Below are 18752 nucleotides of genomic sequence, written 5' to 3' on the forward strand. Positions count from 1 at the left end.
ATGTCATTTGTGACATAGAGTTACAACGTCACCTCTTCCGCCTACTGTATAAAAACCCTATACTGTATGAATTGACAGTTTATTGGGTTTTATCATGACGGCGGAAGGCCACCTTCTTTTTTCCATTGCCTGCGCAGTGTTTGCCAAAAATGCGGAATTGACGCCGGTTCTCGCTCAGGGCGACTGGTGGCATATTGTCCCTTCGGCCATCCTGACCTGCCTGCTGCCCGATATTGATCATCCAAAATCATTTCTTGGCCAGCGTCTGAAATGGATATCAAAACCTGTCGCGCGCGCGTTCGGCCATCGCGGGTTTACGCACAGCCTGTTCGCCGTGTTCGCTATGCTTGCCCTTTTCTACCTGAAAGTGCCGGAGAGCTGGATTATTCCGGCCGATGCCCTGCAAGGAATGGTGCTCGGTTATTTAAGCCATATTCTGGCCGATATGCTGACCCCGGCGGGCGTTCCCCTGCTCTGGCCCTGCCGCTGGCGCTTCCGTCTGCCGATCCTCGTTCCGCAAAAAGGCAATCAACTGGAGCGTTTTTTATGCATGGCGTTATTCGTGTGGGCTATCTGGATGCCGCAGACAATGCCCGAAAACAGTGCAGTGCGTTGGTCGTCGCAGATGATTAATATGCTGCAAATGCAGTTCGATCGCTTTATAAATCACCAGATTGCTGAGTAAACCAGCATAAATGTCATTTTTGGCATAAACAATTCCATTTGAATATAAGAGGTCGGTCACAGTTCTGCTAACCTTGCGCCAACAGGATCGCTGTCACACGGCGATACGTATAAAAAAATCAGGAGAACGGGGATGAATTTTCCATTAATCGCGAACATCGTGGTGTTCGTTGCACTGCTGTTCGTGCTGGCGCAAACTCGCCACAAACAGTGGAGTCTGGCAAAAAAAGTGCTGGTCGGTCTGGTGATGGGCGTGATCTTCGGTCTCGCCCTGCACACCGTTTACGGGTCTGACAGCCAGGTACTAAAAGACTCCGTTCAGTGGTTCAACATCGTCGGCAACGGCTATGTACAACTGCTGCAAATGATCGTCATGCCGCTGGTCTTCGCGTCTATTCTCAGCGCCGTTGCGCGTCTGCATAACGCGTCTCAGTTGGGTAAGATCAGCTTTCTGACCATTGGCACGCTGCTTTTCACTACCCTGATTGCCGCACTGGTGGGTGTACTGGTCACCAACCTGTTCGGTCTGACGGCGGAAGGTCTGGTGCAGGGCGGCGCGGAAACCGCGCGTCTGAACGCCATCGAAACCAACTATGTCGGCAAAGTCGCCGACCTCAGCGTGCCGCAACTGGTGCTGTCGTTTGTGCCGAAAAACCCGTTTGCTGACCTGACCGGCGCAAACCCGACCTCCATCATCAGCGTGGTGATCTTCGCGGCATTCCTCGGCGTCGCGGCGCTGAAACTGCTGAAAGACGACGCGCCGAAAGGCGAACGCGTGTTAATCGCTATCGATACCCTGCAAAGCTGGGTGATGAAGCTGGTGCGCCTGGTAATGCAACTGACGCCATATGGCGTACTGGCGCTGATGACCAAAGTCGTCGCAGGGTCTAACCTACAGGACATCATCAAACTGGGTAGCTTCGTGGTCGCGTCTTATCTTGGCCTGATCATCATGTTTGTGGTGCACGGTATCCTGCTGGGCGTCAACGGCGTCAGCCCGCTGAAATATTTCCGTAAAGTATGGCCGGTTCTGACGTTCGCCTTTACCAGCCGCTCCAGCGCCGCGTCCATTCCGCTGAACGTGGAAGCGCAAACGCGTCGTCTGGGCGTACCGGAATCCATCGCCAGCTTCTCCGCCTCTTTTGGCGCGACGATTGGTCAGAATGGTTGTGCAGGCCTGTACCCGGCTATGCTGGCGGTGATGGTTGCGCCGACTGTCGGTATTAACCCGCTTGATCCGGTCTGGATTGCCACCCTGGTCGGTATTGTGACCGTCAGCTCTGCCGGTGTCGCGGGCGTCGGCGGCGGCGCCACCTTCGCTGCGCTGATCGTCCTGCCTGCGATGGGCCTGCCGGTCACGCTGGTCGCGCTGCTGATTTCCGTTGAACCGCTGATCGATATGGGTCGTACCGCGCTGAACGTGAGCGGCTCAATGACTGCCGGTACGCTGACCAGCCAGTGGCTGAAGCAGACGGACAAAACCCTTCTGGACAGTGAAGACGATGCCGAACTGGCACATCATTGATCCCGCGTGATGAAAAAACCGCCTTAATCAGGCGGTTTTTTTATGCGAATTATTCGGCTATCTCATTTTCCTGGCGAACCTGATTCGCCCATCGCTGCGCCGACTCAGGAACGGTAAATGCAGGCGATCGCTGAAATGCCTCCCCCATTAAGATAAAGGCGACATACTTTCCGCGCAGTATCCATACGTCACGAAACGCGTCCATTTTTATCGCATGTTCTGGCGGCGCGGGCTCCACGCGTGGAACATAGCTGATAACCGGGCGATTTTGTTGGCGAAGAGGTTTCATCATCAGTTGTTTCACTAAAGGCAAATGCTAAAAATCAGAAAAACACTATCTTAGCTGATTTTGCCCCCGTTCGTCCCGCCTTGCATGTGCGGTTTACACTGATGGCGACGCACCGCGTCTGGTCACGGGCGGGTAAAACAAGCGCCGTCAGGCTGACGGCATAAAAAATGCGGCGCAGCAATGCGCCGCAAACTCAGGAGTCAGACATCAAGAAAACTGCCGAGACGATACCCACGTTCCGCAATCGCATACTTCAGCGACGCAGACGTCAGCACGTCAAGCTCAGTCAAGCGGGGGTAACAATAGGCGCTCTGACGGATGATATTGTCGATGAACGCCGGATGACACATCACTTCCAGTGACTTTTCGCCTCTGTCAGCAGAGGCATCCAGCACCTGAAGAAACAGCGCTTCTGAAATAGCGTCGCCGTAAAACTCGCTGCTGAATCCCTGCGAGCTGCGTAACGCTACCGGCAGATCGTCAGCATTAAGCACCGACTGACGATCGATACGCAGAGCAACGCCGCGTTCTGCCGCAAACTGTGCCACAATGGGAAAAATTTGCGGGAACATATGCACATGGTGATGACTGTCCAGATGCGTTGGCTCACGGCCAAAAAGGTCGATAAAACGCTGATACTGACACTCCAGCTCATGCGAAATTTCATCCAGCGGCAAGGTCTCTTCCTCGGCCATTTGCCAGATCCATTTTCCCAGCAGCCCTTCACGCGTCAGGCCCGGCATCGCCGTCAGCGGCTTCCCTAAGGTGAGTACAAAATGCATCCCCACCGCCAGTTTCGGCACGTCACGGCACAATTGCGCCGCATGGTCGATGGCTTCACCATTGACCAGCGCCGTTGTGGACGTCACAACGCCATTCCGACAAGCCTCGACAATGCCGTAGTTTTGTCCCTTGCTCAGGCCAAAATCATCCGCATTCACAATCAATAAGCGTTCCATACCCAACCTCTGTCAGTGTTGTGCGCCTTTGAGTTTCTCGATGCATTCCGCAAAATTCGGCAGCCACTTCTCATGAGCCAGAATCAACTCCCGCGCCAGGGTTTCCGCATCGCGATCGGAGTGCACCAGCGGGCTCAGGTTAAGCGCTAACAGCACATCATTGAACTCGCCGCTCAGCGCCGCCTTACTGGCTGCGACTTCAAACCCTTTGATGGTATAGATGAGGCCCAGCACTTTTTCATCGAAATGCGTGATGCGCGGGTGCGGCGTCGCCCCATTCCGCCCTAATGTGCAGGTCATCTCCACCGCCCAGTCAGCAGGGATATTATCCACATGACCATGATGTGGGATATTAACGTAGTGTTCCGTCTGCTTATCGTTATAGATAGCGTTAATCACTTCACATGCGGCGTCGGAATAGTAAGCCCCGCCGCGCTGCTCCAGCTCTTTCGGTTTGATGTTCAGCTCTGGATTTTTATAAAGATCGAAGAGCTGTTTCTCAACCTTCTGCACCACCTGAGCGCGCGCGCCGCCTTTATAGTATTCGCCCATTTCAATCGCCAGCATCTCTTTTTGCTTGAAGTAGTAAAGCAGATAGGAACACGGCAGCATATTCAGCGAGCGAATAAGCCCTTCGCTAAACGGCAGGTCAAAAATATTTTTCACCGTTGACGCTTTTAACTGCCCGGACGCCACGCCATCCAGCAGTTCAGCAAAGCGCGATTCGCCATTCACCAGTACGTCTTTAATAAACACCATGTGGTTGAGGCCAAACAGGTCGATCGACAGATCGTCGCTGTCTTGCAATGCCAGCACGTCATGGATGAACATTTTCATCCCCACAGGGATATTGCATACGCCGATGAATTTCTTAAAGTGGGTGTGGCGATAAACCGCTTCTGTCACCATGCCTGCCGGGTTCGTGAAGTTAATGACCCACGCGTTCGGGCACAGTTCTTCAACATCTTTCACGATATCAAAGATAACCGGGATGGTGCGCAGCCCTTTGAACAGGCCGCCTGCGCCGTTGGTCTCTTGCCCCAGATACCCGTGACTTAGCGGAATGCGTTCATCCTGTTCACGGGCCTTCAGCTGGCCCACGCGCAGTTGCGTAGTGACGAAATCTGCCCCTTGCAAAGCTTCGCGACGATCCAGCGTTTTGTATAATTTCAACGGGACACCGGCTTTGTCGATCATGCGCTGGCAGAGGTCAAAAATAATATCCAGTTTCTCTTTTCCGTCTTCAACATCCACCAGCCATAATTCAGAAACCGGCAATTCATGATAACGCTTAATAAAACCTTCCAGTAATTCAGGGGTGTAGCTGCTCCCGCCACCAATCGTGACGACTTTTAATTTCTGGCTCATACTTTCTCCCTTCAGTGTAAAAACACTGGCGTGTATTACGCTCTGCCCGTTCGTCAGGTATGGCGCGGGCGTCCCGCGCTATTCAGGGCAAGCGATAAAATCGTGTTGTCAGGTCAATATTGTTTACTGATTAAATTCAGTTAATTTTTTACGATAACTGTTCGGTGTAAATGAGGTCAGCTTTTTAAACGTTTTAATAAACAGACTTGGGCTACTGTAACCCGCCTCATACGCTATATCCGTTACGGAGTAGTTGGTCATTTCCAGCTGTTTTTTCGCAAAATTAATACGGATCTCATTAATAATCTGCATTGGCGTTTTGCTGTAATAACGCTGCGTTGCGCGGGTCAGATACTCCTGAGATTTTGCGGACAGGTGCACCATATTTTCCAGCGCGTTTTCACCAAACTGCGTTTTGTCGTGCATTGTCTCCACGGTCGCTTTCAGCCATTGCGGAATATCGTCAATCACCTGCTCTTCACGGTGATGGCGCAGTCGGTTAATGATGTAGAAGGTGACCACTTCTACAAACTCATCTAACCCGTTTCCCCGGAAGTTCAGCGACGCGATAACCGTTTCAATATAAGTCAGAAAAGCGCTGTTGACCCGGTATACCTGAGACGCAACAAAACAAAACGGTAATAAAGGATGATAGTGTTGTTCAAAAAAACGCTTACTGATACCAACGTTAAGAATACGCGTGGCGCCGAACTCATAGAAACTCTGGTGGTGCGATCCCAACGGGATAAACACGAAATCACCACGCTCCAGCAGCACACGTTTACCGTTGATTTCCTGATAGTAGCGCCCCGTTAACACCAGGGTAAATTCATAATAATCATGCTGATGCAGCCCACTGATGCTCTCAGTTTTGTTATAGATAAACACATGGAAATTCTTGCCGTTAAAAAGCTGTTGCTCACGAGCAGTGGCGATCTCCGGTGCGTTAACCTGTAGCTGCATCATTTATCCCTCACTGTTCCAGCTTCTCGTGAAGCTCGATTAACTCTGTAACCAGTTCCCGCGCTAACATCGACGTCATCAGGTGATCCTGAGCATGAACCAGCACCAGGCTGACTTTCATTTTACCTTCGCCCTGATCGCCTTCAATCAGTTTCGTCTGCACGAGATGCGCTTCATTGAGCGCCATCCGCGACTGCTCCATCATCGTTTTTGCCGCAGCAAAATCGCCCTGCTTGGCCTGTTTCAGCGCCGCATAAGCCAGGCTGCGCGCCTGACCGGAGTTGATGATAAGCCCCATCACCACTTCTTCGAGTTCTTCAGCCTCTGACGGCGTACCCGCTACGTTTTCGAGATCCAACATACGTTTTCCTCTGGTTCAGCCCGGCATGGGAAGACCATGCCGGATTAAATTTAAAATTTCAGTGCGTTAGCGATTTCTTCTTCGCTTTCTTCTTGCTCAATTGCATTCTGCGCTTTGTTGGCGACAACCACGAAAGGCAGATAAATCAGCGTCGCGACGCCCAGGTTGAACAGTGCGACCAGCAGAGCGGCAACGCTGCCGTTGGTGTTAAAGAACGCGCCCAGACCGGTTGGCATCGTCCACGGCGCGATGTTGGTAATCGGCGGGATAATCCCCAGGTAATACGCAATCAGCGTAATGGCGGCCAGAATCGGCTGAACCAGAATGAACGGGATAAACATCACCGGGTTCATAATAATCGGCAGGCCGAACAGAATCGGTTCGTTAATCTGGAAGATACCGGACGGCAGCGCCAGTTTTGCTACCTGGCGGTAATCCGCACGACGCGAGGCCAGGAAGATAGCGATAATCAGACCCAGCGTCGCGCCACTCCCCCCGAGGAAAATATAGGAATCGAGCATCGGTTTCGCCCAGACGTGGAACGTCTTCCCGGCTTCCAGCGCCGCATCCACGGAACCAAACTGCTGATAGATGGCGATGTTTTCCAGCGCCCACGGGGTCATAATACCGCTGTCCAGCGCGGTCAATGCCAACGAGCCGTGAATACCAAAGAACCACAGTAGCGGAACAAACAGCACATAGGCCCAGCCAACCACGCTGCCCAGCGATGCCAGCGGCGTAGAAATGGTATCCATAATGATCTGGTGGAAGTTAGAACCGTAGTTCGCCAGCGCCCACGCAATGATCCCCATAATGGAGAGAATAATAAAGCCAGGAATTAACGCCGAGAATGAACGGGAAACCGACGCCGGGACGCTGTCCGGTAATCTAATGACCCAGTTGCGGCGCACAATAAAGGTAAACATTTCCGCCACGACCAGACCAATAATAATACCGGAGATAATATTCGCACCGCCCAGCCAGTTCGCGCCAACCGCATAAGCTTCGCCTACGCTATATGGCGTAACGGTCATAAATGCCGCCACGGATAACAGCCCCGCCGCCAGCGCATCAACTTTACGCTCTTCCGCCAGCGCCATTCCGATAAAGAACGGCGCCATTAACGACATAATACCGAGCGTACCGTTATAGACGTTTCCGCCAATGCCTTTTAAACCATTCAATGTTTCAATGGTGGAAGCATCAAGCCGAATGCCTAAAGAATAAAAAAACGACCCCTCCCCAAAGCTCAGGAAAACGTTGTTGATTAATACAAACATGGCCCCCGCAAGGGTTAACGGCATTAAGCGAATAAAGCCGTTTTTGATTGCATTAACGTGCGGCTGCTTTCCTATTTTAACAGCAAAAGGAAGGAGTACCTTTTCAAGTGAAGCAATGACGTTACTCATAGAAAAATACCCTTAAATACCGCAATAAAATATTGCGGTGAATGTTTATGAAATAACTCTTTGACGGGAAAAATTAAAACAAAAAATTAATTTGCGGCGGCTTTTTTAATTGCTGCGACAGCAGCCTTAAGCACGCCTAAACCATCGACTTTGCCGTACAGCAGCGAGTCAATCACTTCCACAGGTTTGTTGGGTAACAAACGTTGAATTTCGGGTAACATATAAGCAATTTGTGGGCCTAATAACACGACATCCGCTGAAAGACCTTTTTCTCCTGCCAGCGTCTCAGGAAATGCTTCAATAATAACCGGCACTTCATATTTCTCAGCCTGAGCGCGCATCTTCGATACCAGTAAAGAAGTCGACATGCCCGCAGAACAAAACAGATAAATGTGTTTCTTTTCCATAAAAACGATCCTCATATGCGATTATCTGTTAGCCAGCCATTCCGCAAGCCTTAACCTGCATCCATGCACTGGACAACTTGCGTAACCGAATTTACTTTTTTAGGTGTCTGAAATGAGTATACGGGATAGAACTGGCGGATGGTATTTCTTTGACTAACAAAATTGTCTCTCATTGACCTGGTGTTATGACCCCTCTCACATTTCAGGCAAATATTTCGCGACAATAAATAAGATTATCCCAGGAACAAAAAAACCGGCACACAGGCCGGTTCATACATATGCTCAGGCAATATACAGTTGTTACTGCTTCGGAGCCTGCGGATCGGTGTCATACTCTGCACAGCTCTGGTAGCCGGAGTTAATCACATGTCCAGTATCATCCAGCGCGACAAAATAGGTTTCAGCTTTACCATCACGTTGACCCAGGATGTAGGTCTGGCAAGTACCGCGCGCATGAATCATGCTCACTTCAGATGATGGCTTACCGGCAATCTGCTCAACTTGCGACCGGCTCATCCCTTTTTTCACATCTTTTACTACAGGCTGGACAAATTGGTCTTTTGTACGATCATACGCCGTACACCCTGCCAGCATAGTCATTACCGCCGCTGCACTCAGAATTCCTGCTATATTCTTGTTCATTTTCCGTCCTCTTGTTTATCAGCGTGTTATATAAGCCTGGAATACATCAGAGCTTTTTTCAAGCCCACAATCGATGCAACAAATCTTTCAGAAAATTCCAATTAAACAAAACGATGTCGTTTTAATGCCGTAAATTGCGCCACTCAGGCCGTGGAGTCTTGTCGTTTAGAGAGCAAAGCGTTAGCTTTAACGCAGTATATTTATTCTGAAAATCTTCGGAGGGGTTAAATGACGCTACAGCAAGAGATAATCCGGGCGCTTGGCGCAAAACCGCACATTAATGCAGAAGAGGAAATTCGCCGCAGCGTAGATTTCCTGAAAGCGTACCTGAAAACATATCCCTTCCTGAAATCCCTGGTACTGGGTATCAGCGGAGGGCAGGATTCGACGCTAACGGGCAAATTGTGCCAGACCGCAATTACTGAACTGCGTGAAGAGACAGGGAACGACGCTCTGCAATTTATTGCCGTGCGTCTGCCATTCGGCGTGCAGGCCGACGAGCAGGATTGTCAGGATGCGATCGCGTTTATTCAGCCGGACAGAGTCCTGACCGTCAATATTAAAGGCGCCGTTCTGGCCAGCGAGCAGGCGTTGCGTGAAGCAGGCATTGAGTTAAGCGATTTTGTTCGCGGCAACGAAAAAGCCCGCGAACGCATGAAGGCGCAGTACAGTATCGCCGGAATGACCAACGGTGTGGTGGTCGGCACCGATCATGCCGCCGAAGCGGTGACGGGCTTCTTCACGAAATATGGCGATGGCGGTACCGATATTAACCCGCTTTTCCGTCTGAACAAGCGCCAGGGAAAACAGCTGCTCGCCGCGTTGGGTTGCCCGGAACATTTATATAAGAAAGCGCCAACGGCGGATCTCGAAGACGATCGCCCTTCTCTGCCGGACGAAGCGGCGCTGGGCGTCACCTATGACAACATTGATGATTATCTGGAAGGGAAAACGCTGGATGCCAGCATCGCGAAAATCATCGAAGGTTGGTATATCCGAACGGAACACAAGCGTCGCACACCCATTACGGTATTTGACGATTTCTGGAAGAGATCATAATCGCCGGATGGCGACGTACCGTCTTATCCGGCCTACATCGCTGCATAACTCCCGTAGGCCCGATAAGCGAAGCGCCATCGGGCGCGAACGTACCGTCTTATCCGGCCTACATCACTGCATAACGCCCGTAGGCCCGATAAGCGAAACGCCATCGGGCGCGAACGTACCGCCTTATCCGGCCTACATCGCTGCATAACTCCCGTAGGCCCGATAAGCGAAGCGCCATCGGGCGCTGTCCTGTTGCATTTACTGGACGGTGTCCGGCGTATAACCCGGCAACCACGTAATCTCGCTAAACAACAGCTGTCCTTCTGGCTTCAACAACCGTAACGTGTGTTTCCCGTCATGCCAGCAGGCGCCCTGATCGGCGGTCAGGAGCTTGTCTCCCAGTTGCCAGGCGCCGCTAATAACAAACACAACGCCACCGCGCGAACCGAAGGTCGTAAACGTGCGATCGGCAACCCTGACCTTCGCCTTACAGCGATCGCGTCGGGTCATGATATTGAGATCCATCGACATTTGCCCTTCCGACAGTGTGGCTTTCACAACGCTATCGCCTGCAAACGTGAACGGCTGATGTCGCTTGAGGGTATGGGTAAACGTATTCACGCCTTCCAGCATCACCTCTCCGCCTTCCAGTAACGTAATAACGCGCTCAACCCCTGGAAAAAGGGAAAACTCCCCGTTCCCGGCGATAGACGCAATACTGGCGCGCCAGTGAAAATCCCGCGTCGCCGGAGGAAAACAACAAATCTCGCGCGTTTCGCCCGCACCATTGCGCCAGAGGTTTACCGGCATTTTACGGATATCAAAGTATTCCATTATCACTCCCGAGAAGGACGCAGCGCCATAATATGGCACATTGTTGTTATCGGCAGCAGTGAAGATTTACCTTAACGAGAAGAAAAGAAAAACCGCCGATCCTGTCCACATCGAGAAGAGATGTTGTGAACAGGACCGGCGGTCTTGAATGCGTTAGCGTAACGCTGAGGGATTACTCAGCAGGTGGTGTTGGCATTTTACCTTCCGGCGCCGGACGTTCTGTCAGACGCTTCTCAAAATTGGCATTAAACTGTTTTTTCTGTTCCGGCGTCAGAATGTTGTAGATCTTATTCTGCGTTTCCATGTGCGCCAGCATATTGGCTTTGCGCTGTTCTTCCATCTTCGCAATCTGCGCTTCGGCTTTCGCCTTATCGAAGCTGTCGCTGGCGATGATATCGTGCATTGCGCGGCGCTCTTCCAGCGGCGGACGTTTCATCTGGTCACGCTGACCTTTCATGATGTCGCGGATTTGCTGCTTCTGCGCGTCGGTCAGGTTCAAATCTTTGAACATCATGTCATGATGCGGACCGAATTTGCCTTTGTGGTGCATCATCGGCTTCGCATCTGCCGGAGCAGCGGTAGTGGTATCAGCCGCGTGAGCCAGGTTCGCAGCGCCCAGCGCCAGGGTAGAGGCAACAAACAGTGCAGTTAATTTACGCATAATCTATGTCCTTCCTTTCAGTTATTCTTTCGGCGTAGCGCCGTGTTGACGAGATAAACTTTACCGCCTTAATCGTCAATTAGTCAGAGCAACGGTAAAACAATGAAAGTGTAAAAAACAATTTTTCGTCAATTATGAAGAAAAAAAGAATAAATCGAGGAGAGTTGCAATATTTTATTGCAAGCGGATGATTTTGCAGGAAATATGAAGAACTATACCTGACCGGTGACTATTAATAAAGCAGTTTACCAGGATTAATCCGTAATAAATCGCGATAGCACACAAAAATAAGACCCTCAGACGTTCGCCTGAGGGGGAAATAATTACGCGAGTTTTTCCAGCATCAGGCCAGCACGTAAACCACAGGCCACATTAGGGTTAGGAAAGAGAACATATTCAACATCATGGGTAACGATCATCCGCTCATCGCCATCCTGCGCCAGTAGCGTTCCTTCTTTGAACGGCGTGAAATTCAGCGTCTGGTTATCCATATAGAGAACAAACGCATCGCTGCGGCGTGTAATTTGCGCCACCACGCGATAGTGAACCGGCCTCGTTCCCCCTTCCATCAGCTTTTCTCCCGCCAGCAACGTCGCCAGCGCCTGCGCGGTGGGGGTAAATTGCGTCAGATCGTTGTGCCCAAACGGCAGCGCTTTGCCCAGCTCCAGCGTGCAGGACAACGCGCCAAAATGCTCACAGCTAAAATGCGTAAAGGTGCCGCCCGGCGTTTGATGAAAAACCAGCGCCTCCAGCCCTGCCGCCCCCAGCCATGACAAAAAGTGTTCATCCCAGGGGATCGACCGTTGCGGCAAAACGCCAAACCGAACGTGGCGGGAGCCGCGAATCGCAGTATGCAGATCAAGATGCCAGCGTATCCGCGTTTTGCGGCGGGAATAAAAATCCTCCAGCAATTGTTCCAGCTCGCGGGCGCGCAGCGTTTCCCCGTTCTCCTCGAACATCTGCCAGCGCCCGCCGAACATACGGTTCATATCGCTATGGCAATAGCGTACCCCCTCGGCCAGCGCCGGAGGATTCCCCAGAATCACCAGCAATCGCCAGCGCAGGGGGATTTTCCCTTCAAACAGCGCCGAAAGGAGTGCGTCCAGCATTTCCACAGGCGCCGTTTCATTGCCGTGGATGCCCGCAGAGAGCACCAGAGCGCAGTCAACCTCAACGGCAGGCGTAAGTTCAAGCACACCAGGCATCTGCCAGCGCCAGTGAAAGCTCTCCGTTTCCCCTTGCGTAATATCGGGGGATATTCCTGCCAGCGTCTGCGCCAGAAAGTTATCCATTCCCTGCTCCCTCCTGCTGGAAGGGATACACCGACCCCAGGTTAAGCAGTTGCGTCAGCGTATCAAGCGCCTCCCGCCCTTCACGCAGCAATTGCGGATCGGCCAGATCGGCGGCGGTGAGGCGGTCGCGATAATAACGATCCACCCAGTCATTGAGCGTGCTGAACAGGGTATCGTTCATCATCACCGCCGGATTCACCGCCCGCAGCTCATCCTCGGTCAATACCACGCGCAAGCGTAAACAGGCCGGGCCGCCGCCGTTCGCCATACTTTCGCGCAGGTCGAACACGCGCAGATCGCTGATGGGGTTATCAGCCGCCAGCAACGCGTTAAGATACCGCCACACACCGGCATGTTCCCGGCACTCCTGCGGCAGAACCAGCGCCATCGAGCCGTCATCGCGGCTTAAAAGCTGACTATTAAACAGGTACGTGGCGACGGCATCCTGCACGGAAACCTCCCTGGCTGGCACCTCAAGCGGCATAAATCCCGCCACGCGCGACCGGAGCTGGCGCATCAGCTCGCCCTGCTTTGCAAACGCCTGTTCATGGCAAAACAGCACCTGGCGGTTCGACACCGCAATCACATCGTTGTGGAATACGCCGAGATCGATAACGTCTGGGTTCTGCTGGGCAAAGATAACCTGATGCGGATTCACCTGGTTAAGACGCGCCACCGCTTCACTGGCCTCGCGGGTTTGCCGCGCCGGATAGCGCACCGGACGCGTGTCGACGCCCTCTTCACGCCCATAGACAAACAGCTGAATGCCCGGCGCGCCATAATCACCGCCGAGCCGGTTATGGTTGGCAGCGCCTTCATCCCCCAGCAGCGCCACCTGCGGCAGCGCGTCGTGCACTGCGAAAAACTGCGCGTCGCGGAAGATGGCCCGCAACAAAGACGCCGTGGTCGGCGCCTCCAGCGCGCGGTGAAATTTGTTGTTCAGGTTCGCCACCGTCAGATGCACTTTGCCGTCAAGCGCGTCCGCTGAGGGACATACCGTCGCCGCATTCGCCACCCACATCGGCGAAGCGGAGCTGACGCTGGAGAGCCAGTGAGGCGCCTGGCGCGCCACTTTCTCCAGCACCTGCTCGTCCTGCCCGCTAAAACCTAGCTGACGAAGCACGGGAATAAACGGCCGCTCGTGCGGGGGGATGACCGCCTGAGGGAATCCCGCATCCGCCAGCGCTTTCATCTTGAGTAAGCCCTGCTTCGCCGCCAGGCGGGGATTCGACACCTGAAAGCGGTGCTGTATCGACGCCTCATTACCAAAGGACAGCCCGGCATAGTGGTGGGTTAACCCCACCAGACCGTCAAAATTCACTTCATGCGCTTTCATACCGGTTCCTCGCGAGAGAAGTCCAGCCCCGGACTGAGCGAATCGGGCAGTACAAGCGTCGGCGATTCCAGGCTCGCCATCGGCCAGGCGCAATAATCTGCCGCATACCAGGCGCTGGGGCGATGGTTCCCCGACGCGCCAACGCCGCCAAACGGCGCCGTGCTGGCCGCTCCGGTCAGCGGTTTGTTCCAGTTAACAATACCCGCACGCGCCTCCAGCAGTAGCTGGTCGAACTGCTTACGATCGGGAGACACCAGCCCGCACGACAAACCGAAGCGGGTGTTATTCGCCATACGAATGGCTTCATCAAAGCGCTCATAGCGCCAGACGCTCAATAACGGGCCAAACACCTCGTCATCCGGGACCTGCTTCACGCCGGTCATTTCGATAATGCCCGGCGTTAACAAGGACGTTCCCGCTTTCAGCATACGTGGGGCCAGCAGCGTTCGTCCACCCATCGCCTCAAGACGCTGCCAGGCCTCATACACATGACGCGCAGCCGGTTCGGAAATCAGCCCGCCGATGAACGGCTGCGGTTCATCATCCCACTCACCCGGCGTTAAACGCTGACTCACCTCCAGCAGGCGCGCCAGAAACGCGTCGCCCTGTTCCCCGCGTGTCACCAGCAAACGGCGGGCGCAGGTGCAGCGCTGTCCGGCGGTGACAAACGCCGACTGAATCGTGAGGTGTACCGCCGCATCAATGTCCTCTGGATTCTCAATGATGAGCGGGTTATTCCCTCCCATTTCCAGCGCCAGGATTTTTTCCGGTTGCCCGGATAACTGACGGTGCAACTGATATCCCGTATTCGCGCTGCCGGTAAAGAGCAGGCCGTCAAGCGCGTCCAGCGCGCTGAGCGCCTGTCCCGTTTCGCGCCCTCCTTGCACCAGGTTGAGTACGCCAGGCGGCAACCCCGCCTGTTGCCACAGTTTCATCACTGCTTCGCCAGTCCACGGCGTTAGCTCGCTCGGTTTAAAAATCAGGGTATTTCCGGCCAGCAGCGCCGGAACGATATGGCCGTTGGGTAAATGGCCGGGAAAATTGTATGGGCCAAACACCGCCAACACGCCATGCGGTCGATGGCGCAATGTCGCCGCCCCGTCCGGTAATTCGCTTTGTTGTTCTCCCGTCCGGGCATGGTATGCCTTCACCGAGATAGCGATTTTATTGATCATCGCCGTCACTTCCGTCGCCGCTTCCCAGCGAGGCTTCCCGGTTTCTCGCGCAATAATTGCCGTCAACTCCGCTTTATGAACCTCCAGCAAGGCTGCAAATTTTTCCACGATGGCCTGTCGCGCGGCGAAAGGCAGCCTGGCCCAGGCCGGAAACGCCGCACGCGCCGCACGCCCTGCCTCAGCGACCTGTGTCGCATCCGCGTCGCTGCCCTGCCAGAGCACTTCGCCATTCACCGGATTCGTTTTGACCCGGCGCTCCCCCTGACCAGTTACCCAGTCGCCATTTATCCATAAAGTCATGCGGTTTTCTCCTCAGCGCAAAGACGTACCAGACGAACGCGATCTCCCGCGTGGCATTTGAGCGCATCAAGTTGCGCCGCAGTCAGCACCAGACGTTGCGTATCCGGGTCGGTACGAATCAGCATGGCGCGAAAGTGATGATAATTTTCATTGGCGACCAGACACGCCGGAAACTCGCCCGGTGCGGGCTGGCCTTCCACCACGTCCAGCAGGCGGCTTTTACGGATTGCCCGAACCCGATCAATGTCGCACTCCAGCGTCGGGCCGCCGTCGAAAATGTCGATATAGTTGCGGTAGCGGAAACCTTCTTTCTCCAGTACCGTTCTGGCCGGCGCCGTTTGCGGATGTACTTCGCCAATCACCGCCTGCGCTTCTTCCGATAAGAAATGGGTGTAAATAGGGTGCTTCGGCATCAGCTCAGCAATAAACGCCTTCTGCCCGGTGCCGCATAAATAGTCTGCCCGGCTGAATTCCATAGAAAAAAAGCGTTCTCCCAGGCTTTCCCAGAACGGCGAGTAGCCGTGTTCGTCGATCACGCCACGCATTTCCGCCACAACCTTTTCATTAAATTTGTCGCGAAACGCCGCCATAAACATAAAGCGTGATTTAGAGAGTAAATAGCCGTTGCCCTCTTTACGCCAGTCGGGATCGAGGAACAGCGTGCACAGTTCGCTGCTCCCGGTGTGATCGTTACTGAGGAACAGCGTCGGCAGCGCGTTATAGACATTCAGCTCTTTAGAAGCATGCACCAGCGTGCCAACGCGATAGTTGTACCAGGGATCGTTCAACCCCACGGCCACCTCAATCGCACAAATTCCCGCAACGCTTCCCGTATCGCTGTCCTCCAGCACGAACACGTAACCCTGTTCGCTTTTCGGCAGTTCGCCACGCCACGTTTTTAGCGCGCGCTCAATACGCGACGTCAGCGTCGCTTCATCTGCTGGCAGAGAGGTCAGGCCGCCGCCGGTTTTACTGGCAAGCTGCATCAACGCACTGACATCACGTCGTTCGACGGGGCGGATCACCATCATGACGAACCTCCTGCTTTGATGCGTTCACAGGCCAGCGCAAAGCGATCCAGCCCGGTTGCCACTTCCTCTTTGCTGACGTTTAACGCAGGTGCGAAACGCACCACGTTAGCGCCCGCAATCAACACCATCACTCCGGCTTTTGCGGCTTCCTGTGAAATAAGTTTAGCTTTTCCGGCAAACTCAGCCTCCAGAACACAGCCAATAAGCAGCCCCAGTCCACGAATTTCACTGAACAATCCGAAGCGTTCATTTATGGCGTTCAGGCGTTCGACAAACCAGTCATGGCGTTGCTTAACGCCGTTCAGCATTTCCGGCGTATTGACGATTTCCAGCAGCTTTCCCGCCACCGCAGAAGCCAGCGGGTTGCCGCCGTAGGTGGTTCCGTGAGTGCCTACCGTCATCACGCAGGCGCATTTTTCAGTGGCCAACAGCGCCCCGATGGGGAAACCGCCGCCCAGCGCTTTCGCAGTGGTGAGCAGATCGGGGGTGACGCCATAATGCATGTAGGCATACAGCTCGCCGGTACGCCCAACCCCCGTTTGTACTTCATCAAAAATCAGCAAGGCATTGTGTCGGTCGCACAATTCACGCAGCCCCTGTAAGAATGCTTTCGTGGCCGGAAGCACGCCCCCTTCGCCCTGCATGGGCTCCACGATCACCGCGCATGTCGTGTCATCAATCAGTTCGCTGGCCGCGTTGAGATCGTTATACACGGCATGGCGGATATCCGGCGGCAGCGGAGCGAAATCCTGTGAATACGCGGGCTGCCCGCCTGCGCTGACGGTAAACAGCGTGCGGCCATGAAAGGCATTTTTGAATGCCACAATCCCGCTTTTATGCGTGCCAAAACGATCGTGCGCATACTTACGCGCCAGTTTCAGCGCCGCTTCGTTGGCCTCCGCGCCGGAGTTACAGAAGAAGACGCGTTCAGCAAAGGTGGCGTCAATCAGCATTTTCGCCAGTCGCAGCACCGGCTCGTTGGTGTAGCCATTTCCGGTATGCCAGAATTTGCTCGCCTGCTCATTCAACGCCTCGCGTAAAGCCGGGTGCGCATGGCCGAGCGCATTCACCGCAATTCCCCCGGCGAAGTCGATATACTCTTTCCCCTGCTGATCCCACAGGCGTGAGCCTTCTCCACGAACCGGAATAAAAGGTGCCGGGGCATAGACCGGCATCATCCATTCATCAAAATTTTCACGCGTAATTGACAGAGACATAGCGACCTCTTCCGGTAAATAAAAAGTTATTTATATGTTAATAAAATGAGTGTTTGCGCTGTAAATGTAGATTGCACTGTTCGTGCCAGCCAGAGGAAAAAATGCATAAACCGGTTTTGGAAACGAAAAATCAACGGGTTACAACCCGACGGCATTCACTATTACTGCATAAAAAGTGAATATATTTGCGAAGAAAAGAACAAATAAGAGGAAAAATCGAAATATTATTCAGTTGCCAAATATAATTCTGGAATTGTGATCGTAGACGAAATTTATCGGAAATTATTGCATCGTTATGACGCACTCCGCCCTGAAACAGTGCAGTTTTTGCTCCATCGTTAAGGCCATTGGCAGTTATCGTTTGATTCCCGCGACAAGTGGCAGTCAGCCCGTCTAATTTCTGCTACCATCCTTGCACTATTCACCTTGCAAAGTGGCAGCGACTATGAAATTTGTCTCTTTTAATATCAACGGCCTGCGCGCCCGTCCTCATCAACTGTCAGCCATTGTCGACAAGCACCAGCCTGACGTGATCGGCTTGCAGGAGACAAAAGTTCACGACGATATGTTTCCTCTCGAAGAGGTAGCAAAGCTCGGCTATAACGTCTTCTATCACGGACAGAAAGGCCATTACGGCGTCGCGCTACTGACCAAAGAGACGCCTGTTTCTGTGCGCCGTGGTTTTCCCGACGACGGCGAAGAGGCGCAGCGCCGTATCATCATGGCGGAGATCCCGTCACCGCTGGGCAGTATCACCGTCATTAACGGCTATTTCCCGCAGGGCGAAAGCCGTGACCACCCGCTGAAATTTCCGGCAAAAGCGCAGTTTTATCAGAACCTGCAAAACTACCTGGACAACGAACTGAAACGCGACAATCCGGTGCTGATCATGGGGGATATGAATATCAGCCCAACCGATCTGGATATCGGCATTGGCGAAGAGAACCGCAAACGCTGGCTGCGTACCGGTAAGTGCTCCTTCCTGCCGGAAGAGCGCGAGTGGATGGATCGCCTGATTAACTGGGGGCTGGTGGATACCTTCCGTCACGCGCACCCGGAAACGGTCGATAAATTTTCATGGTTTGATTACCGCTCAAAAGGTTTCGACGACAACCGGGGGCTGCGCATCGACCTGCTGCTGGCGAGCAATCCGCTGGCCGAACACTGCGTTGAAACCGGCATTGACTATGAAATCCGCAGCATGGAAAAACCGTCCGACCATGCGCCCGTCTGGGCAAAATTCCGGGTCTGA

The 18752-nt window shown here is 53.4% G+C and carries 19 protein-coding genes; 4 read left to right on the top strand and 15 right to left on the bottom strand.

Translation table 11 applies throughout. The features are described from left to right. Nucleotides 1–82 precede the first annotated feature (82 nt). On the top strand, nucleotides 83–685 hold the full coding sequence (locus OGX80_RS09045; RefSeq protein WP_077956894.1) for a metal-dependent hydrolase: 603 nt from the start codon (nucleotides 83–85) through the stop codon (nucleotides 683–685). A 132-nt stretch (nucleotides 686–817) separates the two neighbouring features. Continuing rightward, complete coding sequence (tcyP, locus tag OGX80_RS09050) at nucleotides 818–2209, top strand: cystine/sulfocysteine:cation symporter (protein ID WP_012132621.1); 1392 nt, start codon at nucleotides 818–820, stop codon at nucleotides 2207–2209. 49 nt (nucleotides 2210–2258) lie between these two features. On the opposite strand, the gene cedA is transcribed toward tcyP, so the two are convergent. The 8 genes from cedA to osmE form a co-directional block, all read right to left on the bottom strand. Then, a complete protein-coding gene (cedA, locus tag OGX80_RS09055) occupies nucleotides 2259–2522 on the bottom strand; it encodes a cell division activator CedA (protein ID WP_196050445.1) in 264 nt (87 codons plus the stop codon). Nucleotides 2523–2698: 176 nt separating this feature from the next. Then, nucleotides 2699–3457, bottom strand: a complete 759-nt coding sequence (gene chbG / locus OGX80_RS09060; RefSeq protein WP_047457377.1) for a chitin disaccharide deacetylase — start codon at nucleotides 3455–3457, stop codon at nucleotides 2699–2701. Between the two features lie 12 nt (nucleotides 3458–3469). Further along, nucleotides 3470–4825: a 6-phospho-beta-glucosidase gene (locus OGX80_RS09065; RefSeq protein ID WP_012132625.1), complete on the bottom strand. Its 1356-nt coding sequence runs from the start codon at nucleotides 4823–4825 to the stop codon at nucleotides 3470–3472. Nucleotides 4826–4948: 123 nt separating this feature from the next. Continuing rightward, entirely contained in the window at nucleotides 4949–5791 is an 843-nt protein-coding gene (chbR, locus tag OGX80_RS09070) for a transcriptional regulator ChbR (protein ID WP_012132626.1), read from the bottom strand. 7 nt (nucleotides 5792–5798) lie between these two features. Further along, nucleotides 5799–6149, bottom strand: coding sequence for a PTS N,N'-diacetylchitobiose transporter subunit IIA (gene chbA / locus OGX80_RS09075; RefSeq protein ID WP_012132627.1), 351 nt, complete (start codon nucleotides 6147–6149; stop codon nucleotides 5799–5801). A gap of 50 nt (nucleotides 6150–6199) precedes the next feature. Then, the gene (chbC, locus tag OGX80_RS09080) at nucleotides 6200–7558 is read right to left on the bottom strand and encodes a PTS N,N'-diacetylchitobiose transporter subunit IIC (protein WP_012132628.1); all 1359 of its coding nucleotides are present in this window, start codon (nucleotides 7556–7558) and stop codon (nucleotides 6200–6202) included. A gap of 86 nt (nucleotides 7559–7644) precedes the next feature. Further along, complete coding sequence (gene chbB, locus OGX80_RS09085; RefSeq protein WP_024130389.1) at nucleotides 7645–7965, bottom strand: PTS N,N'-diacetylchitobiose transporter subunit IIB; 321 nt, start codon at nucleotides 7963–7965, stop codon at nucleotides 7645–7647. Between the two features lie 300 nt (nucleotides 7966–8265). Next, on the bottom strand, nucleotides 8266–8607 hold the full coding sequence (osmE, locus tag OGX80_RS09090; protein ID WP_012132630.1) for an osmotically-inducible lipoprotein OsmE: 342 nt from the start codon (nucleotides 8605–8607) through the stop codon (nucleotides 8266–8268). Between the two features lie 228 nt (nucleotides 8608–8835). Between osmE and nadE the strand changes: the two genes are divergently transcribed. Next, a complete protein-coding gene (gene nadE / locus OGX80_RS09095) occupies nucleotides 8836–9666 on the top strand; it encodes an NAD(+) synthase (protein ID WP_012132631.1) in 831 nt (276 codons plus the stop codon). Between the two features lie 246 nt (nucleotides 9667–9912). On the opposite strand, the gene ves is transcribed toward nadE, so the two are convergent. From ves to astC, 7 genes are all read right to left on the bottom strand, one after another. Further along, entirely contained in the window at nucleotides 9913–10488 is a 576-nt protein-coding gene (ves, locus tag OGX80_RS09100) for an environmental stress-induced protein Ves (RefSeq protein WP_047457383.1), read from the bottom strand. Between the two features lie 172 nt (nucleotides 10489–10660). Beyond that, the gene (gene spy / locus OGX80_RS09105) at nucleotides 10661–11149 is read right to left on the bottom strand and encodes an ATP-independent periplasmic protein-refolding chaperone Spy (RefSeq protein ID WP_047457387.1); all 489 of its coding nucleotides are present in this window, start codon (nucleotides 11147–11149) and stop codon (nucleotides 10661–10663) included. Nucleotides 11150–11472: 323 nt separating this feature from the next. Next, nucleotides 11473–12441 (bottom strand): succinylglutamate desuccinylase, encoded by a 969-nt coding sequence (astE, locus tag OGX80_RS09110; RefSeq protein WP_115181695.1) that lies wholly within the window; start codon nucleotides 12439–12441, stop codon nucleotides 11473–11475. Further along, on the bottom strand, nucleotides 12434–13777 hold the full coding sequence (astB, locus tag OGX80_RS09115) for an N-succinylarginine dihydrolase (protein ID WP_104868734.1): 1344 nt from the start codon (nucleotides 13775–13777) through the stop codon (nucleotides 12434–12436). The genes astE and astB overlap by 8 nt, the downstream gene beginning before the upstream one ends. Continuing rightward, nucleotides 13774–15252: a succinylglutamate-semialdehyde dehydrogenase gene (gene astD, locus OGX80_RS09120; protein ID WP_115181696.1), complete on the bottom strand. Its 1479-nt coding sequence runs from the start codon at nucleotides 15250–15252 to the stop codon at nucleotides 13774–13776. The genes astB and astD overlap by 4 nt, the downstream gene beginning before the upstream one ends. Beyond that, the gene (gene astA / locus OGX80_RS09125) at nucleotides 15249–16283 is read right to left on the bottom strand and encodes an arginine N-succinyltransferase (RefSeq protein ID WP_012132639.1); all 1035 of its coding nucleotides are present in this window, start codon (nucleotides 16281–16283) and stop codon (nucleotides 15249–15251) included. Before astA ends, astD begins: the two co-directional genes overlap by 4 nt. Further along, nucleotides 16280–17500, bottom strand: a complete 1221-nt coding sequence (astC, locus tag OGX80_RS09130) for a succinylornithine/acetylornithine transaminase (protein WP_115181697.1) — start codon at nucleotides 17498–17500, stop codon at nucleotides 16280–16282. The genes astA and astC overlap by 4 nt, the downstream gene beginning before the upstream one ends. A gap of 445 nt (nucleotides 17501–17945) precedes the next feature. Between astC and xthA the strand changes: the two genes are divergently transcribed. Next, on the top strand, nucleotides 17946–18752 hold the full coding sequence (gene xthA, locus OGX80_RS09135) for an exodeoxyribonuclease III (protein WP_012132643.1): 807 nt from the start codon (nucleotides 17946–17948) through the stop codon (nucleotides 18750–18752).

Origin of the sequence: Citrobacter sp. CK194 (assembly GCF_030333395.1) — a bacterium.
GTDB classification, from domain to species: Bacteria; Pseudomonadota; Gammaproteobacteria; order Enterobacterales; family Enterobacteriaceae; genus Citrobacter_B; species Citrobacter_B koseri.